The sequence below is a fragment of the Nocardiopsis flavescens genome, from assembly GCF_900141985.1.
GTDB classification, from domain to species: domain Bacteria; phylum Actinomycetota; class Actinomycetes; order Streptosporangiales; family Streptosporangiaceae; genus Nocardiopsis; species Nocardiopsis flavescens.
Window position 1 is genome coordinate 196,674 of the sequence record NZ_FQZK01000008.1, and the last position, 19,416, is coordinate 216,089.

Consider the following 19,416-nt stretch of genomic DNA (forward strand, 5'->3'; position numbering starts at 1 on the left):
CCGCCCCCGGGTAGGGGTCGCCCCCACAGTAGTGACCCCCCTGCCCGGGCACGACGGCGCCCGCCGCCCGGGCGCCGCGGGGCCGGCCCCGCCCGGGGTCAGCAGGCGGCGAAGTGCTCGTCCGCCGCCCAGTCCCCTCCGGCCCAGGACTCGGGCTCCGGCGGGGTGAACCCGGGGTAGAGCACGGCCAGCTCGTCGAGCAGCCACCGCGTGAAGCGCGCCGCCCCCTGGGGGCAGGTGTGGATGCCGTCGGGGCTGCGGTCGGCGGTCCCCTCCCGCTCCCGGGTGTACTCCCCGCCCCACACCGCGGACGCGTCGAGCACCGGGGCCGTCCGTCCGCCCGCCTCCCGCACCGCCTCGCGCGCCGCCAGCGGAGCGCGTTCGAGGTCCTCCATGTGCGGGGCGTAGAAGTCGTCGGGGCGGATCGGCGGAGCGGTGACGACGACCAGGTCGGCCCCGGCGTCCGCCACGGTGTCCAGGAGCCGCCGGTAGCCCTCCTCCTGCTCCTCGCGGGTCCCCCAGTCGTAGGTGGTGATCTGGTAGACCACCACGTCCGGAGCCGCCTCCGCGATCTCCCCGGGCAGCGTCTTCCAGTTCTCCTCGGAGAAGGGCCCCACGACGTTGCCGCCGCCCTCGGAGGCGATCGAGTGGAAGTCCACGGGGGTCTGCGCCAAGGCCGCGGCCAGCGGCAGGGACTGGCCGACCGCGATGGAGTCGCCCGCGAAGAGGACACCGGAGGGACCGGCGGCGGTCGGCTCCGGGGCCGCCGGCCCCGCGGGGTCCGCGGAGCCGGCGGGCGCCCCCGCGCAGGCGGCGGTCAGCAGCAGGACGGGAACGGCGGCGGTGAGCGCGCGCAGGGCCGTGTTGGCAAGGGTCGTGTTCATGGGATCCACCGTCGGGGAGCCGCGTCCCGACCGGTCCGCCGCCGTGTCGCAGTCGTGTCGCGACCGGCAGGGCGGGGGCGCGCTCCCGCCCGGCCCGGCCGATACTGGCCGGGTGGCACGACTCCTGCTGATCGAAGACGACCCCATGGTGCGGCGGGGCCTCGAACTTGCGCTGTCCCGGCACGGGCACGCCGTCCTCACCGCCGGAACCGGCGAGGAGGGCCTGGAGGCCTTCCGCTCCGGGGCCCCCGACCTGGTGGTGCTGGACGTGATGCTGCCCGGGGTGGGCGGGTTCGAGGTGTGCCGCCGCATCCGCGCCCTGGGCGACACGCCGGTGATCGTCCTGACGGCGCTGGGCGACGACTTCGACGTCGTCGCCGGCCTGGAGGCGGGCGCGGACGACTACGTGGTCAAGCCGGTCCAGCCCACCGTGCTGGACGCGCGCGTGCGGGCGGTGCTGCGCCGCGCCCCCGGGGACGCCGAGGGGGTGCGCGTCCACGGCGAGCTGCGCGTCGACACCGCGACCCTGCTGGTGACCCTGCGCGGAGGGCCGGTGGCGCTGACGCCGACGGAACTGCGGCTGCTCCTGGTCCTGTCGCGGTCCCCCGGCCGGGTGTTCGACCGCCAGCGGCTCCTGGAGGAGGTGTGGGAGCACGACTACCTCGGCGACTCCCGGCTGGTCGACAACTGCGTGCAGCGGCTGCGGGCCAAGATCGAGGACTCCCCGGCGGACCCGAGGTACGTGCAGACCGTGCGGGGGTTCGGCTACCGGTTCGGTCCGCTGTGAGGGCGCTCCGGCGGGCACGCCCGCGCGGGCTGCGGGCCCGGCTGCTGACGGCGTTCATCCTGGTCACCGTGCTCGGAGCAGCAGCAGCCGCCTGGTCGGGCGCGGGGTCGGCCGGGGCCGCCCTGCTCTCCTCCCACCGCGAGCGGACCACCGGTGCCGTCACCGGGGGCATCACCGCCGTCGCCCCGCAGCTGACCTACCCGCCCGACCGGGAGGCGCTGGACCGGCTCCGCCGGGCCGTCGGGGGCGACACCCTGGTGACCTTCGGCGGCCTGGCCTCCACCGGAGGGTTCGACACCGCCCTGATCACCGACGAGCTGCGCGCGGCCGTGCGCGGGGGACGCCGGCCCGCCTCCCAGCGGGTCACCGCGCAGGGACGGGCGCAACTGCTGGTGGGCACCCCGGTGATGCTCACCGCCCCGGACGGCTCCCGGACGCCGTCCGGGATCGAGGTCTACACCCTGCGCGACCTCGCCGCGGTGGAGCGCGAGGTCGACGCGCTCGCCCTGGCCGCGGTCGCCACCTCCGCCGCGGCCCTGCCGCTGTCGGTGCTGCTGGCGCTGCTGGCCGCGCGCAGCGTCCTGAGGCCGGTGCGCGACCTGCGGGACACGGCCGGGGCGCTGGCCGCGGGGGACCTCGGCGCCCGCGCGGAACCGCGGGGCGCCGACGAGCTGGCGGACCTGGCGGTCGCCGTCAACGAGATGGCGTCCTCCCTCCAGGAGTCCATGGCGGCCATGGAGCGGATGCGGGCCGACGCCCGCAGGTTCGCCGCGGACGTCTCCCACGAACTGCGCACCCCGTTGAGCACGCTGACGGCGGTGATGGAGGTGCTGGAGTCCTCGTCCGCGGACATGGACGAGGACTCCCGCGAGTCCGCCCGGATGGCGATCGGCGAGACCCACCGCCTCGTCCGGCTCGTGGAGGACCTCATGGAGGTGTCCCGGTTCGACGCCGGCACCGCGCTGCTGCGCACCGAGCCGGTCGACGTGGCCGCCGCCGTCCGCGACTGCCTGCGGCTGCGCGGCTGGGCGGACCGGGTGGAGGTGGCGGCGCCGGCGGGGATCGTGCTGCGGCTGGACCGCCGCCGGCTGGACGTGGTCCTGGCCAACCTGGTCGGCAACGCGCTGCGGCACGGGGCGCCCCCGGTACGCGTGGAGGTGCACCGGCTCGCCGGCGGGGTACGCGTCGGCGTCACCGACGCGGGCCCGGGGCTCGCCCGGGACGTGCTGCCGCGGGTGTTCGACCGCTTCTACAAGGCGGACGGGTCCCGCACGCGCACCCCCGGCAGCGGTCTGGGGCTGGAGATCGCGCGCGCGAACGCGCGCCTGCACGGAGGCGACCTCACCGCGGCCGACACCGGCTCCGGGGCCCGCTTCGACCTGGTGCTGCCGGAGCGGGACGGGCCGGAGGAGGGGCGGTGAGGCGCGCGGGGACGGCGGCGGCGGCGGTGCTCGCCCTGGTCACGGCCTGCGGGGCCGGCCCCTCCGAGGTCGCCGGGGGCGGGGAGGCGCCCACGGGGGTGGCGCCCGGCGTCACCCTGTACTTCCTCGACGCACAGGGGGAGCTGACGGCGCAGGTACGGGAGACCGGCCGGCTGGGCTCGATCTCCGAGGCCATGTCCCTGCTGCTCTCGGGGCCCGGGGACTCGGAGCTGGACACCGGGATCGCGGCCACCGGCGCCCAGCGCATGACGGTGACCGTGCGCGAGGACGAGATCGAGCTGATGACGCCGCTGGCCGCCGACGAGGTCACCCCGGCGGGGATCGACCAGATCGTGTGCACGGCGCTGGCGGTGCACGTGCAGTCGGGCGGGTCGCCCGACACCGGCGTCCGGGTCCGCTTCACCCTGCCCTCCCCGGAGTCGGACGAGGTCCGCGGCTGCCCGGTGATCGGCTGCCCCCGCCGGCGGGGTCAGTCCAGGGCGGTGATGTCCACGGCGGGCGGCTCCGGGGCGGGGACCGCGATCCACAGCGCGGCCAGGGCGACCGTGACCGCGGCGACGGCGACCGCCCCGCCGCGGCCCCGGGCCCACCGGGCGCGGTACCGGACCGGGTCCTCGACCAGGCGGGTGGAGAGCGCCGCCAGTGCCACCGACACCGCGCACACCGCGGCCGTCCACCACCAGCCGCTCAGCCCGGTGGCCTCGGGGGACAGCAGGACGATGACCGGCCAGTGCCACAGGTAGAGGCTGTAGGAGATCCCGCCCGTCCAGCGCAGGGGGGCGCACGCCAGGGCCCGCGACATCGGCCCGCCGGGGGCGTGCGCGAGGAGTCCGATGAGCAGGGCGCAGGCCAGGGCGTGCGCGAGGAGCCCGCCGCGGTACAGCCAAAAGGAGTCCGACCCGTCCGCGAGCAGCCACAGCGCGGCGATGGCGGCGGCGGACGCCGCGGTGGCCGCCGCCGCGGCCCGCGGGTTCCGCTCGACCAGGCGGGCCAGCCGGTCCCGCACCGGCGGCGCGGCGGCCAGCGCCCCCAGCAGCAGGGAGAAGGCGCGGGTGTCGGTGCCGGTGTAGGCCCGGGTGGGGTCGGCGGGGTCGGCCAGCAGCGCCATGGCCAGCACCGAGGCGGCGCCCAGGCACGCGGCGAGCGCCGCGACCGGGACCCCAGCGGCGTCCCCGCGGCCGTTACCGCGGCCGACGGCCAGGGCGACCAGGGCCACGAGCAGCGGCCACAGCAGGTAGAACTGCTCCTCCACCGCGATGCTCCACAGGTGCCCGAACACGCGGTCCGCCCCGAACCGGTCCCAGTACCCGGCAGAGGAGGCGAGGAGGTGCCAGTTGGCCAGGTTCGCCTGTACCCACGGCCCGTCGGCCAGGGTGCTGCGCACCAGCCCGGGCGGCCCCACCGCCCGGACCGCCAGGGTGACGCAGGCGAGCATGAGGGCCAGCGCCGGGAGCAGGCGGCGCAGGCGGCGCCCCCAGAAGGCGGGGAGGTCGACCCGCCCGGTCGCGGCGGCCTCGCGCAGGAGCAGTCCGGTGATCAGGTAGCCGGACAGGACGAAGAACAGGTCGACGCCGAGGAAGCCCCCGTCCAGCCGGCCGGTGTGGAAGAGCAGGACGCCGATGACCGCCGCGCCCCGCAGCCCGTCCAGGGCGGGCAGGTGGGCGCGGCGGCCGGGGAGGGGGCGGGCGGACGCGGCCCGCGGGTCTGTGGTCATGGGGCCGAGGTTCCCGGAGCGGTGTCCGGGGGCCGTCCCCGCCGTGTCCCGTCCGTGTCGCGACCGCCCGGGGCGGACCGCCACGGCCGCCCTCGCCGGCGCCGCCCGCGCACCGGCCGCCCCGGCGATACCCCTGCCGGGCCGGTGGGCGGGCACGGCGCGGCGACCGCCGCTTACGCCGGGGACCCGCTCCGCCGCGGGCCTTGGCCCGCGGAAGGGGCGCGCTCCGGGCGGCACGCTCAGGCGGGGCGGCGGTGCCTGCGGACGAACAGGACGAGGAGCAGCGCGGTGAGAACCGTGCACAGGACCACCGCGGTCACGCTCGCCTCGGGGCCGAAGGCGCCGCCGGTGAGCGGGTACGGGCCCGCGGTCGTCGACGTGAACACGCTCGTCTCCCCGTGGTCCACCCCGGAGACGGCGGTGCCGAAGATCCCCGCGGAGGCGAAGTTCCAGCCCAGGTGGAGGCCGATGGGCAGCCACAGGCTCCGGGTGAGGAGGTAGGCGGCGCCCAGCATCAGGCCCGCCTGGACGGCGATCGCCGTACCGGTCCACAGGGTGGCCCCGGGGTTGACCATGTGCATGGCTCCGAAGAGCACGGAGGAGAGGCCCAGCGCGCCCCAGGGCCCGGTGGCCTCCTCCAGGATGCGCAGCAGGACCCCGCGGAAGATCACCTCCTCGATGACCGCGACCGCGCACATCATGCCGATGGCGGCCATGACGCCGTCGGCGGAGCCCAGGCCGGTGATCCGGTACTCGCCGAACACGGCGATGACCCCGATCACCGCCGCGAACAGCGCAACGCCCAGGAGCGTGCCGCCCACCAGTCCCAGGGGCAGGGCCCGCAGGCGCAGTTCCGTGGCGCTGCGCCGTTCGGTGAGGCGGACCGCGGCGGCGTAGAGGAGCAGGGTGAGGACCGCGGCCCCCACCCCCAGGGCCTGGGCCAGGAGCGGGCGGTCCATCACCGGCAGGACCAGCCCGGCGGCGAGCGCCTGGACGGCGAAGAAGAGGACGACCAGCAGAACGATCCGCACGGGGGCCGGGCGCAGCAGGCGGGGGCCGTTGCGCGCCGGTACCGCCCCCCACCGGTTCGTCTCGGGCACCGGGGCGGGCGGGAGGGTCTGGGACATGGTCACTTTCCTTCTGTCGGGGCGCGGTCGGCCCCGGCGGTGGTCCCACGGGGCGGAGCCGCGGGGGGCTGTTCCGCGGGGGCCCGGTCGGTTTCCCGGTAGGCGTCGGGCACCGCGAGGTGGCTGATCATCCTGCGCCGCCGCCCGCCGCCCGGCCCCCGGCCGGCCCGGGCGAGGACCAGCGCCCCGATCTGCGCGACCAGCTCGGCGGCCTCCTCGTCGGTCAGCCAGGCCGCCGCCTGCCGGTAGGCGACGCCGTCCCGGACGGGATCGGCGTCCTCGTGGGCGAGGTAGCGGTCGAAGTCTGCCGTCAGGGAGGCGGCGAACGCGGTGAACGCCCGCCGGTGGTCCTCGCGGGTCATCGCCGCGCGGGCGGCGCCGTCGACCTCGACCCGCCCTCCGCTCACGCGGTAGCGGCGCTCCACGGTCCCGCGCACGCGCCGTTCCGCGACCACCTCCAGCACGCCCGCCTCGACGAGGACGGCGACGTGCCGGTACATCGTCGCGGGCGGGATGTCGCCGAGGCGGTCGCGGAGCTGCGCGGTGGTCAGCGGTTCGGAGTCGAAGAGCGACTGCACGATGCGCAGCCGCACCGGGTGCAGGAGGACGTCGGTGCTCGCCATGCCCGTACGTTATCAATACTGAGAACATTCTCAAATCGGAGAATGCGTACTCCCCGGACATCCCGCCCGCAGGGCACCGGCGGGCGTCAGCGGCCGGTGCGGCCGTCGATCAGCTCGCAGAGGATGTCCAGGTGCCCCGCGTGGCGGCCGGTCTCCTCGATCATGTGCGCCAGGGACCACCGCAGGGACGGCGCGGGCTTCCCGGGGCCGCCGGGGCGGACGGGCCGGCCGAGGTCGCCGCAGGCGGCGATCGCCAGGTCTGCGGCGGCGACGGCCTCGCGGTAGTCGCGCAGGACGTCCTGGGCGCTCCGGTCCGGCGCGGCGTGGAAGGTGGCCTGCCAGTCGCCGGGGTGCTCGCCGAGGAAGACGAACCGCTCGACGCGGGCCAGGTGCGCGATCAGCCCGAGCGGCCGGGTGCCCGACGGCACGCCGGGGGTGCGCAGGTCGCGCTCGGCGATCCCCTCCACCTTGGCCAGTGCGCTGTCGCGCAGGTAGTCGAGGAAGCCCGTGAGGACCTCCCTCTCGGTGGGGCCGGTCCGGGGCGGCGGCCGGTCGCGCCGTGGCGCCGGTGCGGTCATGGGTGTACGTCCTCTCCGTGGTGTGCTCCGCGGGTACTCCCCGCCGGTCCGGCGCTCCGCGCCGGTGGCCGTGCCCGGCGCGGGACGGTGCGTCCCGCGCCCGTGCCGGGCTCCGGCCGGGTCAGGCGCGGCGGCACGCCGCCACCACGTTGTCGACGACCGGGGCGGTCCGCCCGTCGGGGCCGCGGGCGATCCGCTCGCGCCGCTCGCACACCAGAGCGCTCCAGCCCGGCCCCAGGCCGAGGGAGCGCCACAGGTCGTCGGCGGTGGGGTGGTCCTCGCGCTGCTCCCACGACCAGGGTGCGCTGGAGCCGTGGTCGACGACGGCCAGCACCCCGCCCGCGGCGACGGACCCGGCCGCCCGGCGCAGCGCCGCGTCCCGGTCCAGGGCCTGGCCGGTGTGGAAGTGGTTGGCGTAGACGAGGTCCCACGGCCCGGGGCCCGGCGCGGTCCGCCCCAGGTCGTGGCGCTCCACGCGGACGCGGTCCCCCAGGCCGGCCGCCCGGGCCCGGTCGGACAGCGCGGTGAGGGCGGCCCCCGCGATGTCGACGGCGGTCACGTGCCAGCCCTGGGCGGCCAGCCAGAGGGCGTCGCCGCCCCGCCCGCAGGCGAGTTCCAGGGCCCGGGGTTGCGGTCCGGCGCCCGGCGCGGACGTCAGGTCCAGCTCCGCGACGAGGGCGGTGAAGGCGGGGCTCGGCGCGGGCGCCGGTCCGGAGGGGTCGTCGTCCCGGTACCGGTCCTCCCAGAAGGCGCGGTCGTACGCGGTGGGTCTCGTGTTCGGTTCCATGTGCCCATGGTGGGCCGGAACAGGCGCGGAGGGCACGCTTTGTTGCGGATGTGCAAGGGCGGGGCGGCCCGCTCAGTCGCCGTGCAGGTGGATGCGCTCGCCCTGGGTCCCGAAGATGGCGATGACCTCCGCGGGCTCGTTCTCGGCCGGGTTGCCGATCCAGTGCGGGACCCGGGTGTCGAACTCGACCGCTTCGCCCGCGCCCAGCAGCAGGTCCTGGTCGGTTCCCAGGACCAGCCGGACGGTCCCGGCGAGCACGTAGAACCACTCGTGGCCCTCGTGCGTGCGCTGGCGCGGGGGCGGGAGCGTCCGGGCGGGCGGGTAGACCACCTTGTACGCCTGGACCCCGCCCGGGCGCCGGGTGAGCGGGACGAACGTGAGGCCGAAGCGGCGCACCGGGTGCAGGTGCACGCGCGGATCGCCCACCCGGGGCGCGTCCACGAGTTCGTCGATCGGCACCCGGTACACGCGCGAGAGCGGCAGCAGCTGTCCCAGGGTGGGGTGCAGCCGGCCGGTCTCCAGGCGCGAGAGGGTGCTCTGCGTGATACCCGTGCGCTCCGACAGCCCGGCCAGGGTCAGGCGCGCCCCGGCGCGCAGCCGCCGCAGCCGCTCGCCCACGGCGCCCAGCACCGCGGCGTCGTCCCTGTCGGACCCGTGTCCCCCGGCTTCGTCCATATCCGCAATCTACCCCGCGGCCGGTTGGAGGGGGCTGGCGGGTACCGGGGGCCGAACGGCGAGGCCGAGCCCGCGGGGCGCGCCACGCCGTGGGCACGGCGCCCCCGGGAACGCATCGCGCCGCGGGCGCCCCGGGCCACCGGACCGTACCGTGCCGAGGGGACCGGCGGGTCACCGGGGGGCGGGCGGTTCGGGGACCAGGGCCCGGGACCCGGGGTCCACCACCAGGACGCGGTCGGCGCGGGCCGCGACCGCGCGGTCGTGGGTGGCCAGCAGCACGGCCAGCCCGCGCTCGGCGCGCAGGGCGTCCAGCAGGTCCAGCACCGTCCGGGCGCTGCGGGCGTCCAGCGCGGAGGTCACCTCGTCGGCGAGCAGGACCCGCGGCCCGGCGGCCAGGGCGCGGGCGATCGCCGCCCGCTGGCGCTGCCCTCCCGACAGCCCGCCGGGGGTGCGCTCCAGCGCGTCGGGGGGCAGGCCGACCTCGGCGGCCAGGGAGGCGGCCCGCTGACGCGCCCGCTCCCGCGACTCCCCCAGCAGGACCCGGGCCGGGCGGGCCAGGGCCGCCCCCAGCCGGTGGGAGGGGTGGAGTGCGTCCACCGGGTCCTGGCCGACGAACTGCACCGCGCGCAGCAGGTCGCGCGGCCGGTCCTCGACCCGGGCCGGCAGGGGGCGGCCCGCGGCCGAGACGCTCCCGGACCGCGTCCCGTGCAGACCGGCGAGCGCCCGCAGCAGGGTGGACTTCCCGCTGCCCGAGGGGCCCACCACGGCGACGAACCCGCCGGCCGGGACGGCCAGGTCGACCCCCTCCAGCAGCGCGGGGCCGCCGCCGGGGGTGTCGACGGACAGCCCCCGCAGCTCCAGGGCCGCGGGGCCGCCCGCCCCGGGGCCCGGCAGGGCCCGCCGCGCCCCGGGCCGCTCCGGGGGCGGGTCCCCGAGCACGACCACCCTGTCGGCCACCCGTTCGGCGAAGGCGCGGTCGTGGGTGATGACGACCGTGGCCCGCCCGGGCGCCCCGCGCCGCCCGTCCAGCGCCCGGACCACGAGTTCCAGCGTCGCCGGGTCCAGGCCGCTGGTGGGCTCGTCCAGGACCAGCAGTCCCGGATCGCCCACCAGCGCCCGGGCCAGGGCGGTCCGGCGGGCCTGGCCGCCGGACAGCTCGTGCGGGCGGCGGCGGGCCAGCAGCCGGGCGTCCAGCCCCAGGCCGGCCAGCGTCCGGTGCGCGGCGCGGGCGCGCTCGCGGCGCGGCCCGGCGGCCCGCCCCTCGGCCACCAGCCCCGCGACGGTGCGCAGCGGGTGCAGGTCCGAGGCGGGGTCCTGGCCCAAAAAGCCCACCGCCGAGCGCCGCCACCGGCGGGCGGCGCGCCCGGGGTGGACGGCGGCCCCCTCCCAGCGCACTCGCCCCGCCGTCCGGCGCAGTCCGTCGGGCAGGGCGTCGAGCGCGGCCAGGACGGCGCTCGTCTTGCCGCCGCCGGACTCCCCCATGAGGGCGACCACTCCCCCGGCGGGGACGTGCAGGTCGAGCGGTCCGGCGACGGTGCGGCCGGAGCGGTCCACGACCCGCAGGCCGCTGATCTCAAGTCCCGACACGGGTGTCCTTCCTTGTCCGGGCGGCGGGCGCCCGGGCGGTGACGAGATGGACCGCGAGCACCAGGGCGACCGTGGTGAGGCCGATCGCCAGGGCCGGAGCGGCCACGGCCCACGGGTTCACGCCGACGCCGGGCATGTTCTCCCGCAGCATCAGCGCCCAGTCGGGCGCGGGCGGGGACGGGCCGAACCCGAGGACGTTGAGCGCGGAGGCGATCTGGAGCGCCACCACCACGCGCAGGCCCAGGTCGGCCGTGACGACCCCCTTCATGGCGGGCAGCACCTCGCGGACCAGCAGGGCCGCGCCGCGCTCCCCCCTGCCGCGGGCCGCCTCCACGTACCCGGCGCCGCGGATCGCGCGCACCGCGTCGCGGACCACCCGCAGGGTGAGCGGCGCCCCGCCGCACACGGTCGCCGTGACGACGGCCGCGTGGCCGGGCAGGGCGACGGCCACCACCAGGGCCAGCAGCAGGGAGGGCACCGCCAGCAGCAGGTCGGCCAGGGAGCCCAGGACCCGGTCGGTACGGCCGCCGTACCAGCCGGCGGCCAGGCCGGCGGCGACGCCCGCCGCGGAGGCGGCGAGGGCGGCGGCGACGGAGACCGCGAGGAGCCCGGCGCCCCCGGCGAGGACCCGGGACCACACGTCGCGGCCCAGGGCGTCGGTGCCCAGGAGGTGCCCCGGTCCGGGCCCCTGCCAGGGGGCCGCGAGCGGGGCGGTGGGGTCGTGGGGGGCGGCCAGGCCGCCCAGCACCGCGGCGGCCGGGACCGCGAGGAGGAGGACGGCGGCGGCCGTGCGGCTCACCACGCCCGCCCCCGGGGGTCGGTGCCGCCGGCGACGGCGTCGGCGAGCGCGGTGCCCGCCAGGACGACGGCCGCGGCGGACACGGCCACCGCCTGGATCACGGGGGTGTCCCGCGAGGCGATGGAGGAGACCAGCAGGGAGCCCAGCCCGGGGTAGCCGAAGAGGGTCTCCACGACGGTCGCCGCGGCGATGAGGCCGCCCGCGCTCACCGCCAGGACCCGCAGGAAGGGGGCCAGCAGGAACGGCAGCACGTCCACCGCGGCGACCGCCCAGGGGGATCGGCCGCGGCGGCGGGCGTCGGCCACGTGGGGGCGGGACGCGGTGTCGGCGACCGCCCCGGCCAGCAGCCCGCCGCCGAACAGGGCGGTGGGCAGGGCCATGGACAGCACCGGCAGCACCAGCAGTTCGGGGCTGTGCACGGGGGCCTGCCCCGGGGGGAGCAGGGACACCGCCGGGACCAGGCCGAGCACCCCGGACAGCAGGGCGGCCAGCCCCGCGGCGGTGACCGCCGTCGGCACGGCCGCCGCTCCGGTGAGCAGAGCGGTCGCCGCGCCGCGGCCCCGCCGCGCCGTGCCGGCCCACCAGCCCAGCAGGAGCATCGCCGGGGCTGCCAGTGCCAGGGCGGCGCCGACCAGGGTGGCCGTGGCGGGCAGGCGCTGCGCGACCGCGTCCAGGACGGGGCGGCCGTTGACCAGGGAGACCCCCGGGTCGCCGCGCAGCACGCCCCCGGCCCAGTCGGCGTAGAGCCGCAGGGGCCCGGCCTCCTGGCCCAGTTCCGCGCGCAGGGCGCGCACCTCCTCGGTGGTGGCGCCCGGGCTGGCCCGGATCTCGGCGGCGTCGCCGGGCAGCAGCGCGGTGGCCGCGAAGACGACCGCGGACACCGCGACGAGCAGCAGCAGGGCCCGGACCGCGGCCGTGAGCGCCCCGTACAGCGGCGCCCAGGCCCGGTGCCGGGGGGCGGCGCCCGCGGGCGCCGCCCCGGTGGGGACCGTCAACCGGAGACCTCGGCCTCTTCGATCCGGAGCCGGTGGAAGCCGGGTCCGGTGGGCAGGCCGGTGACGCCGGAGGCCGTGAGGTCGATGCCGTCGCCGAGCCCCCAGACCACGTATCCGCCGTCGTCGGCGAGGCGCTGCTGGAGATCGGCCAGGAGCGCGTGGCGCTCGCCCTCGTCGGCGGTGGCCAGGGCCCGGTGGAAGTCCGCGTCCCACTCCCCGTCGTTCCAGCCGGTCTCGTTGATGGGGCCGTCGGCGAGCAGGGCCATGCGGGAGAAGTCCACGAACCCGTTCCCGCCCAGGCTGTTGAGGTAGAACGGCTCGACGTTCCACACCTCGGTCCAGTAGGTGTCGGGCGGGCCGACCTCGACCGTCACCTCGATGCCGGCCTCGGAGAGCTGCTCGGAGACCAGGACCGCGGCCTCCTCCATGCCCGGGTAGGAGTTGGTGGCGTGCAGGGTGAGGGAGACCCCGTCCCCGTGCCCCGCCTCCTCCAGCAGCGCGCGCGCCCGCTCCAGGTCCCGGGCGACCGGCTCGGCCCGCGGGGCGAAGGGCTCCGAGGGGGCGACCAGGTCCGCTCCGGGCTCCCCGTAGCCGAGGAACACGGTGTCGACGAGTGCCTCCCGGTCCAGGGCGAGCTTGACCGCCTCGCGGACGGCGGGGTCGTCGAAGGGCTCGGTCTCCAGGTCCATCACCAGCGGGTAGTTGACCCCGCCGGGCCGGGTGACCACCTCGACGCCCCCGTCCCCGGCGTACTGCTCGGCGGTGGCGGGCGCCACGCTGCCGGCCACGTCCGCCTGTCCGGAGGCGACCGCCGCGGCGCGGGCCGCCGGGTCGGGCATGGCGGTGACCTCCAGGCGGTCCGCCCCGCCCGCGGGGCCCCACCAGTCGGCGTTGCGGGACAGGACGGCCGTGGTGTCGTCGGCCCGGTCCAGCACGTAGGGGCCCGAGCCCGGGACCGGCTCGGTGATGTCGTCGCTGCCCTCGGGGACGACGAACGTCAGGGAGGCCAGGGCGGCGCCGACCTCGGCGTAGGGCTGGTGCGTGACCAGGTCCAGCCCGTGCTCGCCCGAGGCCGCGGAGGCCTCCAGGTCGAACATGGACAGGCGGCCGTTGTTCTCGGCGCCCTTGCCCTGGATGCGGCGCAGGGAGAAGAGGACGTCGTCTGCGGTGACCGGCGTGCCGTCGGAGAAGGCCGCGTCCTCGCGCAGCGCGACGTGCCAGTGCGTGAGGTCCTCGCCCTCGGGCTCCCAGGACTCGGCGAGCCGGGGCACGGCCCCGCCTCGCTCGTCCAGGACGGTGAGCACGTCGTAGAGCATGGCGAAGCGCAGGTAGTCGGCCTCGTTGGCGACCCGTCCGTGCGGGTCGTTCGTGGTGGCCGCGGGCGCGCCGACCGCCGCGTAGCGCAGGGTGGACCCCTGGTCGGCGCCGGCCGGGGCGTCCCCGTCCCCGGAGCACCCGGAGGCGGCCAGGGTCGCGGCGCACAGGGCCGCGAGGAGGGATCGTCGTCGCATCGGTGGATTCTCGTTTCTGTTCGGGGCCGTGGCGGTCACGGCCCAGGGGGGATGCGGTCGCCCCGCGCGTCGGTGGCGGGGGTCCCGGGGCGCTACCGGAGTCCGATCGCGCCGGAGGGGCACAGGTCGACGGCGTCCAGGGCGCGGGGCAGGGAGGCCTGCGGGACGTCGGCGGCGAGGAGGACCACCAGCCCGCCGTCGTCCTGGTCGAAGAGTTCGGGGGCGGCGCGCACGCACTGCCCGGCGCCGGCGCACACGTCCGTGTCGGCGTGCAGGCGCGGGCCGCTCCCGGGGGCGGGGCTCACCACGACACCGGCACCTCCTCCAGGCCGAAGATCGCCGAGGAGGAGCGCAGCGGCAGGTCCTCCAGCGGCACCGCCGGGCGCAGGCCGGGGGCCTTCTCGAAGAGGACGCGCAGGGCGACCTCGATCTCCAGGCGGCCCAGGTTCTGGCCGACGCACTGGTGGGCGCCGTACCCGAAGGCGACGTGGTTGCGCCGGGTGCGGGTGATGTCGAGGCGCTCGGGCTCGGGGAAGGCCCGCGGGTCGTGGTCGGCCGCCGCCAGCAGGGCGATGTAGCCGTCCCCGGCGGGGATGGTCGCCCCCTCCAGCGGGATGTCCTCGGTGGCCACGCGCAGGGTGATGACGTCGGCCACCGACAGGTGGCGCAGCAGCTCGTCCACCGCGGCAGCCCACAGCGAGGGGTCCTCGCGCAGCAGCTCCAGCTGGTCGGGGTGGCGCAGCAGGTCCAGAGCGGCCAGGGGGATCATGTTGCGGGAGGTCTCGTGGCCGGCGTTGAGGGTGATGCCGATCTGGGACAGCAGCGAGGTCCGGGTGATCTCCCCGCGGGCCAGGGGGCCGTTCACCAGGCGGCTGATGAGGTCGTCGCCCGGGTCCTGCGCCTTCTCGTCGATGAGCCGGTCGATGAGCCCGAAGAGGTCGGACAGGGCGGCGCCCACCTCCGCGGCGGTGCTGCTACGGGCCCCCGAGACCGAGGTGACGCGGCGGAAGAACTCCAGGTCCTCCATGGGGACGCCGAGCAGCCGGCAGATGACGGTGGTGGAGACGCGGTTGGCGTACTCGCCGACGAGGTCGGCGGGGGCGGGCAGGGAGAGCAGGTGGTCGGCCTGTTCGCGGCAGATCTCCTCCACGGCCGGGCGCATCGCCTGGACGCGCCGGACGGTGAACTCGCCGACGAGCATGCGGCGGACCCGCGTGTGCTCGGGCGGGTCCATGCGGATGAAGGGCCGCAGCTCCGCGGCCACGGCCTGCTCGCCGTCCCCCAGCGCCGGGAACGCGGGGTGGCGGGCGTCGGAGCTGGACGCCGGGTGGGACAGGGCGGTGCGCACGTCGTCGAAGCCGGTGACGAGCCAGGCCTCCTTGCCGCCGGGGACGGCGGCCCGGGTCAGGCCGCCGTTCCCGCGCATGGCCGCGTAGGCCTCGGGCGGGGAGAAGGGGCAGGAGCGGGCGAGGGGGAAGGCGACGGGTTCGGCGGACTCCCCCGCGGCGGGGGTTCGGGGTGCGGACGGGGTCATGGGCTGGGCCTCCAGGGGATACGGAACGGGGACGGGGTCAGGGGCGGGCGGCGGTGATCCGCCACCCCCGGGCGCGCTCGCGGGCCCGGACGTGGGCGGCGTGGCGCCCGTCGAGGGCGAGGAGTTCCCCGGGGGTGCCCTCCTCGGCGACGCGACCGCCGTCGAGGAAGGCGATCCGGTCGGCGGCGGCGACGGTGGCGGGGCGGTGGGCGATGACCAGGACGGTGCGGCCCTCCCGGGCGAGGCCGACCGCGGTGGCGGTGAGCAGGGCCTCGTTCTCGGCGTCCAGGGCCGCCGACGCCTCGTCCAGGACCACCACGGGGGCGTCCTTGAGCAGGGCGCGGGCGATCGACACCCGCTGTCGCTGGCCGCCGGACAGGGAGGTGCCGCCGTCCCCGACCCGGGTGTCCCAGCCCCGGGGCAGTTCCGCGACGACGCGGTCCAGCCCGGACCGGGCGGCGACGCGCTCCAGGTCCTCAAGGGTGGCGCCGGGGTCGGCGACGCGGACGTTGTCGGCGACGGTGGCGTCGAACAGGTAGACGTCCTGGAAGACCACGGCCACGTGCCGGGACAGCTCCTCGCCGCCGATGTCGCGCACGTCGACGCCGCCGACCCGCACCTGTCCGGCGTCCGCGTCGTGGAAGCGGGCCAGCAACCGGGCCGCGGTGGTCTTGCCCGCGCCGGAGGGCCCCACGAGCGCGGTCACGGTCCCCGGCTCCGCCCGCAGGGAGAGGCCGTCCAGGACGGGCTCCCCGTCGTAGGCGAAGCGGACCGCGTCGAACTCGACCAGGGCCCCCCGCGGCGGGGTGGGCTCGGCGGGCTCGGGCAGGGGGCGGGCGTCGAGCACCGCGTTGATCCGGGCCAGGCCGTTGACGGCCATCCGCAGGGACGCCCCGTGCTCGGCGGCGGCGGACAGCGGGTGCGCGAACCGGACCGCCAGGACGAGCAGGGCGACGGCCGTGGGCGCCGCCAGGGTGCCGCCCAGGGCCAGGTGGAGGGTGAAGGCCAGGATGCCGGTGAGGGCGGCCCGGACGGCGAAGGAGTAGGCGAACAGGGCGGGGACCGCCCGGAACAGCAGGGTGCGGGCGGTGCGGTGCTCGGCCGCCAGGGCACGGTCCAGGCTGGTGCGTCCCCGTTCGTCCCGGCCGAAGGCGCGCAGCACCGGCTGCGCCCGGGCGTACTCCACCACCCGGTCGGCGGCCTCGTCGGCCACCGCGTCCCGGGCGGCGTCGCCGCGCCCCACCGCGTCGGAGGACAGGTCGAACACCATCCACAGAACGGCCAGGGCGGCGGCGCAGGCCAGGGACAGCCGCCAGTCGAAGAGGGCCAGGGCGGCCACCGCCACCACGGGGGTGACCACGGCGTCGGCCAGCGGGGGGTAGGTGTGCACGGGCAGGCTCGTGGTCCGGGAGACGCCCTCGGTGGCGATCCGGTTGAGCTCGCCCAGCCGGGCCCCGGTGAACCAGCCCAGGGGCAGGCGGACCACGTGGTCGCCGAGGCGGTGGTGCAGGGCCCGCGAGATGGAGCCCCCGACCCGGAAGTTGAGGTACAGGCTCGCCGCCCGCAGCACCGCGTACACGGCGGTGGCCGCGGCCAGGGCGAGCGCCCAGGGGGCGGCCGTGCCCGGGGCCGGGCCCAGGAGCCGCTCCAGGACGGGGACCAGGAGGGCGAACACGACCCCCTGGACGGCGGACACGAACGCGGTGAGCGCCAGGGCCGCCGCCAGGGGCCGGGCCCGGTCGGGGCCGACCGCTCGGAGGAACGCGCGGATCACTGCTCTTCTCCTTCTTCGGTGCCGTCGTGCCGGTGCCGGGCGTTCCACAGGGCCGCGTAGCGGCCTCCTGCGGCGAGGAGGTCCCCGTGGGTGCCCGACTCGGTGATCCGGCCGTCCTCCATGACGGCGATGCGGTCGGCCCCGGTGACCGTGGCCAGCCGGTGGGCGATGACCAAAACGGTGCGGTCCCGGGCGAGGTCGGCCAGGGCGTCCTGGATGTCGGCCTCGGCGACGGGGTCGACCGCGGCGGTGGCCTCGTCCAGGACCAGGACGGGCGGGTCGGCCAGGAACAGGCGGGCGATGGAGACGCGCTGGGCCTCGCCGCCGGACAGGTCGGCGTCCTCGCCCACCACCGAGTCGTAGCCGCGCGGCAGCCGCTCGATCCGGTCGTGGATGCGCGCCGCGCGGGCGGCGGCCTCCACCTCGGCGCGGGTGGCGCCGGGGCGTCCCAGGGAGATGTTGTCGGCCACGGACTCGCGCAGCAGGCGCACGTCCTGGAAAACGAACCCGACGGTGCGGTAGAGCGTCTCGGCGGGCAGGTCCCGCACGTCGGCGCCGCCGAGGGAGACCGACCCCGAGGCGGGGTCGTGGAAGCGGGCCGGGAGGGCGGCCAGGGTGGACTTGCCCGCCCCGGAGGGGCCGACGAGCGCCGTGACCGTGCCGGGTTCCAGCACCAGGTCGACGCCGCGCAGCACCTCCTGCGCCTCCCGGTCCCCCTCCGCCGGGTAGGCGAAGCGCACGCCCTCGAAGACCACGCCCGCGTCCCGCGGGACACCGCCCGCGCCCTCGGGGAGCGCGGGCACGGCCAGCACCGCGGCCACCCGGGCCGCCGCCGCGCCCGCGGCCTGGACCTGCTGGACGCGGGAGCCGATGACGTTCATGGGCGCGCACAGCGCGGGGGCCACGAGGGCGAAGGCCACCACGGAGACCGGGTCGGTCCAGCCGGCGGCGGTGAAGGCGGTCCCGGCCAGGACCGCCGCCACCGTCACCGTCGGCGCGGACAGCAGCAGGAACGAGGCGACCGTGACCGGGGTGGTGGCCCGGGCCCAGGAGACGAAGAAGTCCGCGAAGGCGTCGGCCGCGCGCAGGAACCGCGCGTGGGACCGGCGGTGGCCGCCGAAGTGCTTGACCACCTGGATGCCCTCGACGAACTCCACCGCCGAGGTGTTGATGTCGTTCATCGCCCGCGCGTACTCGGCGAGCTTGGCGTTCCCGCCCGCCATGGCCCGGGCGAACAGGGCGATACCCGCGGCGACCAGGGCCGCGGCGACCAGGGCGAGCCGCCAGTCCGTCGCGGCCAGGTAGACCAGGGCGACCGCGGGGACGGCGACGACCGCGGCCAGGTCGGGCAGGGTGTGCGCGACCAGGGAGTGGACCTCGCCGATGTCGTCGTGCAGGGCCTTCTTGACCCGGCCCGACCCCCGGCCGGAGAACCACCCCAGGGGGACCCGGGACAGGTGGGCGGCCAGGGAGCGCCGGACCGCCAGCTGCATGTCGTTGTCGGCCAGGTGGCCGACCAGGGTCGAGGCCGCGCCGGCCAGCAGGGCGGCCACCGCCCCGGCCAGGGCGAGGCCGACCAGGGCCCACGCGCGCCCGTGGTCGGGGGCGCCCGGCCCCAGCAGGGCGCGGGCGATCTCGGCGACGCACACGAGGGGGACCAGGCCGAGCGCCCCGGCGGCCCCCTGGAGGGCGACCGCGGCGGCGACTCTCCCCCGTACGGGGGCCAGGAGCACCTTCAGGGGGGAGGGCGCGGGGGCGCCGGGACCGGGCTCCGCCCGACCCGGGGCCGCGGCGGCCGTGTCGTTCCGGGTCACTTGAGGAGCACCCCGATCTCCGGGGTGGACTCGCGGCCGGTCCGCGCGAGGCGCTTGACGGTCAGGCCGGACTCCTCCGCCAGGCGCTCGACGCCGAAGGTCTCCCAGTCGTACTCGTCGGCGACCGTCCTGACCCGCTCCCCGCCGCGGAAGACCCGCCATTCGGTGCGCCAGCGCATGACGCCCTCGCCGGCGGGCTCGCCCGAGATCCACCACTCGTAGACCTGCTCGCCCACGGCCTCCCGGCACATCCGCACGAACGGGATCGACCGGGGGGTGTCCACCCCCATCAGCTCCACCACGATCGGCGCCCCCTCCGGGAGCCGGTCGGCCAGGCGCTTCCACAGGGCGATCCGCTCCGGCCGGGGGATGTGCCCGGCGACCCCGAAGATGACGACGGCGGACAGGGAGTCGGGCAGGGGCAGCTCCTGGGCGGGCTCGGGGAGGACGGTGACGCGCCCGCGCAAGGCGGGGTCGGAGAACACCCGGCTGGTCAGGACGGCGCGCATGACCGGCGAGGGCTCGGCCGAGACGATGCGCGCCGAGGGCAGGACGTCGGCGATGGTGGCGGTCACCAGCCCGGTGCCGGCGCCGATGTCGAGGACCGGCCCGTTGCCGGTGTCCAGCCCGGCCAGCGCCGCGCGCAGGGCGGGGGCGCTGGAGACCAGGTGGCGGTGGCCGACGAGGTCGAAGAACTCGGCGGCCGGTGAGTAGTAGTCGGTGGCCGTCACAGGCACGTCCTCCAGGGGTTCGGTGGGCGGGGGCGGTCGGTCGGGGGGGCAGGG

The 19,416-nt window shown here is 77.4% G+C and carries 18 protein-coding genes; 2 read left to right on the forward strand and 16 right to left on the reverse strand.

Translation table 11 applies throughout. The annotated features are described in order from the left end of the window. Positions 1-98 precede the first annotated feature (98 nt). Complete coding sequence (locus tag BUE45_RS15450; RefSeq protein WP_073380016.1) at positions 99-884, reverse strand: SGNH/GDSL hydrolase family protein; 786 nt, start codon at positions 882-884, stop codon at positions 99-101. A gap of 112 nt (positions 885-996) precedes the next feature. On the opposite strand from BUE45_RS15450, the gene BUE45_RS15455 reads away from it, so the two are divergent. Both BUE45_RS15455 and BUE45_RS15460 read left to right on the forward strand, forming a co-directional pair. After that, positions 997-1,671: a response regulator transcription factor gene (locus BUE45_RS15455; protein WP_073380017.1), complete on the forward strand. Its 675-nt coding sequence runs from the start codon at positions 997-999 to the stop codon at positions 1,669-1,671. Then, positions 1,668-3,092 (forward strand): sensor histidine kinase, encoded by a 1,425-nt coding sequence (locus BUE45_RS15460; RefSeq protein WP_073380018.1) that lies wholly within the window; start codon positions 1,668-1,670, stop codon positions 3,090-3,092. The genes BUE45_RS15455 and BUE45_RS15460 overlap by 4 nt, the downstream gene beginning before the upstream one ends. Before the next feature lie 490 nt (positions 3,093-3,582). On the opposite strand, the gene BUE45_RS15465 is transcribed toward BUE45_RS15460, so the two are convergent. The 15 genes from BUE45_RS15465 to BUE45_RS15535 form a co-directional block, all read right to left on the reverse strand. Further along, positions 3,583-4,827, reverse strand: a complete 1,245-nt coding sequence (locus tag BUE45_RS15465) for an acyltransferase family protein (protein ID WP_073380019.1) — start codon at positions 4,825-4,827, stop codon at positions 3,583-3,585. A gap of 239 nt (positions 4,828-5,066) precedes the next feature. Next, positions 5,067-5,954 carry a CPBP family intramembrane glutamic endopeptidase gene (locus BUE45_RS15470; protein ID WP_084737322.1) on the reverse strand — a complete coding sequence of 296 codons (888 nt, stop codon included), beginning with the start codon at positions 5,952-5,954 and terminating at the stop codon, positions 5,067-5,069. A 2-nt stretch (positions 5,955-5,956) separates the two neighbouring features. After that, a complete protein-coding gene (locus BUE45_RS15475; RefSeq protein WP_073380020.1) occupies positions 5,957-6,577 on the reverse strand; it encodes a helix-turn-helix domain-containing protein in 621 nt (206 codons plus the stop codon). Positions 6,578-6,663: 86 nt separating this feature from the next. Continuing rightward, positions 6,664-7,155 carry a DinB family protein gene (locus BUE45_RS15480; RefSeq protein ID WP_073380021.1) on the reverse strand — a complete coding sequence of 164 codons (492 nt, stop codon included), beginning with the start codon at positions 7,153-7,155 and terminating at the stop codon, positions 6,664-6,666. A gap of 121 nt (positions 7,156-7,276) precedes the next feature. Beyond that, a complete protein-coding gene (locus BUE45_RS15485) occupies positions 7,277-7,942 on the reverse strand; it encodes an SAM-dependent methyltransferase (RefSeq protein ID WP_073380022.1) in 666 nt (221 codons plus the stop codon). A 72-nt stretch (positions 7,943-8,014) separates the two neighbouring features. Further along, complete coding sequence (locus tag BUE45_RS15490; protein ID WP_073380023.1) at positions 8,015-8,617, reverse strand: helix-turn-helix domain-containing protein; 603 nt, start codon at positions 8,615-8,617, stop codon at positions 8,015-8,017. Positions 8,618-8,788: 171 nt separating this feature from the next. Then, positions 8,789-10,204 carry an ABC transporter ATP-binding protein gene (locus BUE45_RS15495; RefSeq protein ID WP_073380024.1) on the reverse strand — a complete coding sequence of 472 codons (1,416 nt, stop codon included), beginning with the start codon at positions 10,202-10,204 and terminating at the stop codon, positions 8,789-8,791. Then, on the reverse strand, positions 10,191-11,003 hold the full coding sequence (locus BUE45_RS15500; protein ID WP_073380075.1) for an ABC transporter permease: 813 nt from the start codon (positions 11,001-11,003) through the stop codon (positions 10,191-10,193). Before BUE45_RS15500 ends, BUE45_RS15495 begins: the two co-directional genes overlap by 14 nt. Beyond that, the gene (locus tag BUE45_RS15505; protein WP_073380025.1) at positions 11,000-11,998 is read right to left on the reverse strand and encodes an ABC transporter permease; all 999 of its coding nucleotides are present in this window, start codon (positions 11,996-11,998) and stop codon (positions 11,000-11,002) included. Before BUE45_RS15505 ends, BUE45_RS15500 begins: the two co-directional genes overlap by 4 nt. Then, positions 11,995-13,509 carry an ABC transporter substrate-binding protein gene (locus BUE45_RS15510; protein ID WP_073380026.1) on the reverse strand — a complete coding sequence of 505 codons (1,515 nt, stop codon included), beginning with the start codon at positions 13,507-13,509 and terminating at the stop codon, positions 11,995-11,997. Before BUE45_RS15510 ends, BUE45_RS15505 begins: the two co-directional genes overlap by 4 nt. A 92-nt stretch (positions 13,510-13,601) precedes the next feature. Next, a complete protein-coding gene (locus BUE45_RS15515; protein WP_073380076.1) occupies positions 13,602-13,814 on the reverse strand; it encodes a ferredoxin in 213 nt (70 codons plus the stop codon). Next, positions 13,811-15,043 (reverse strand): cytochrome P450, encoded by a 1,233-nt coding sequence (locus tag BUE45_RS15520; protein WP_073380027.1) that lies wholly within the window; start codon positions 15,041-15,043, stop codon positions 13,811-13,813. Before BUE45_RS15520 ends, BUE45_RS15515 begins: the two co-directional genes overlap by 4 nt. Positions 15,044-15,080: 37 nt before the next feature. Beyond that, positions 15,081-16,817 carry an ABC transporter ATP-binding protein gene (locus BUE45_RS15525; RefSeq protein ID WP_073380028.1) on the reverse strand — a complete coding sequence of 579 codons (1,737 nt, stop codon included), beginning with the start codon at positions 16,815-16,817 and terminating at the stop codon, positions 15,081-15,083. Further along, complete coding sequence (locus BUE45_RS15530; protein ID WP_073380029.1) at positions 16,814-18,631, reverse strand: ABC transporter ATP-binding protein; 1,818 nt, start codon at positions 18,629-18,631, stop codon at positions 16,814-16,816. Before BUE45_RS15530 ends, BUE45_RS15525 begins: the two co-directional genes overlap by 4 nt. After that, positions 18,628-19,362, reverse strand: a complete 735-nt coding sequence (locus BUE45_RS15535; protein WP_245833236.1) for a class I SAM-dependent methyltransferase — start codon at positions 19,360-19,362, stop codon at positions 18,628-18,630. The genes BUE45_RS15530 and BUE45_RS15535 overlap by 4 nt, the downstream gene beginning before the upstream one ends. Positions 19,363-19,416: the final 54 nt, after the last annotated feature.

Bases quoted from the DNA above. Each gene is read 5' to 3' on its own strand.
- BUE45_RS15520 (WP_073380027.1), bottom strand. From the start codon at position 15,043: ATGACCCCGTCCGCACCCCGAACCCCCGCCGCGGGGGAGTCCGCCGAA.
- BUE45_RS15490 (WP_073380023.1), bottom strand. From the start codon at position 8,617: ATGGACGAAGCCGGGGGACACGGGTCCGACAGGGACGACGCCGCGGTG.
- BUE45_RS15480 (WP_073380021.1), bottom strand. From the start codon at position 7,155: ATGACCGCACCGGCGCCACGGCGCGACCGGCCGCCGCCCCGGACCGGC.
- BUE45_RS15465 (WP_073380019.1), bottom strand. From the start codon at position 4,827: ATGACCACAGACCCGCGGGCCGCGTCCGCCCGCCCCCTCCCCGGCCGC.
- BUE45_RS15485 (WP_073380022.1), bottom strand. From the start codon at position 7,942: ATGGAACCGAACACGAGACCCACCGCGTACGACCGCGCCTTCTGGGAG.
- BUE45_RS15450 (WP_073380016.1), bottom strand. From the start codon at position 884: ATGAACACGACCCTTGCCAACACGGCCCTGCGCGCGCTCACCGCCGCC.
- BUE45_RS15510 (WP_073380026.1), bottom strand. From the start codon at position 13,509: ATGCGACGACGATCCCTCCTCGCGGCCCTGTGCGCCGCGACCCTGGCC.
- BUE45_RS15470 (WP_084737322.1), bottom strand. From the start codon at position 5,954: ATGTCCCAGACCCTCCCGCCCGCCCCGGTGCCCGAGACGAACCGGTGG.
- BUE45_RS15475 (WP_073380020.1), bottom strand. From the start codon at position 6,577: ATGGCGAGCACCGACGTCCTCCTGCACCCGGTGCGGCTGCGCATCGTG.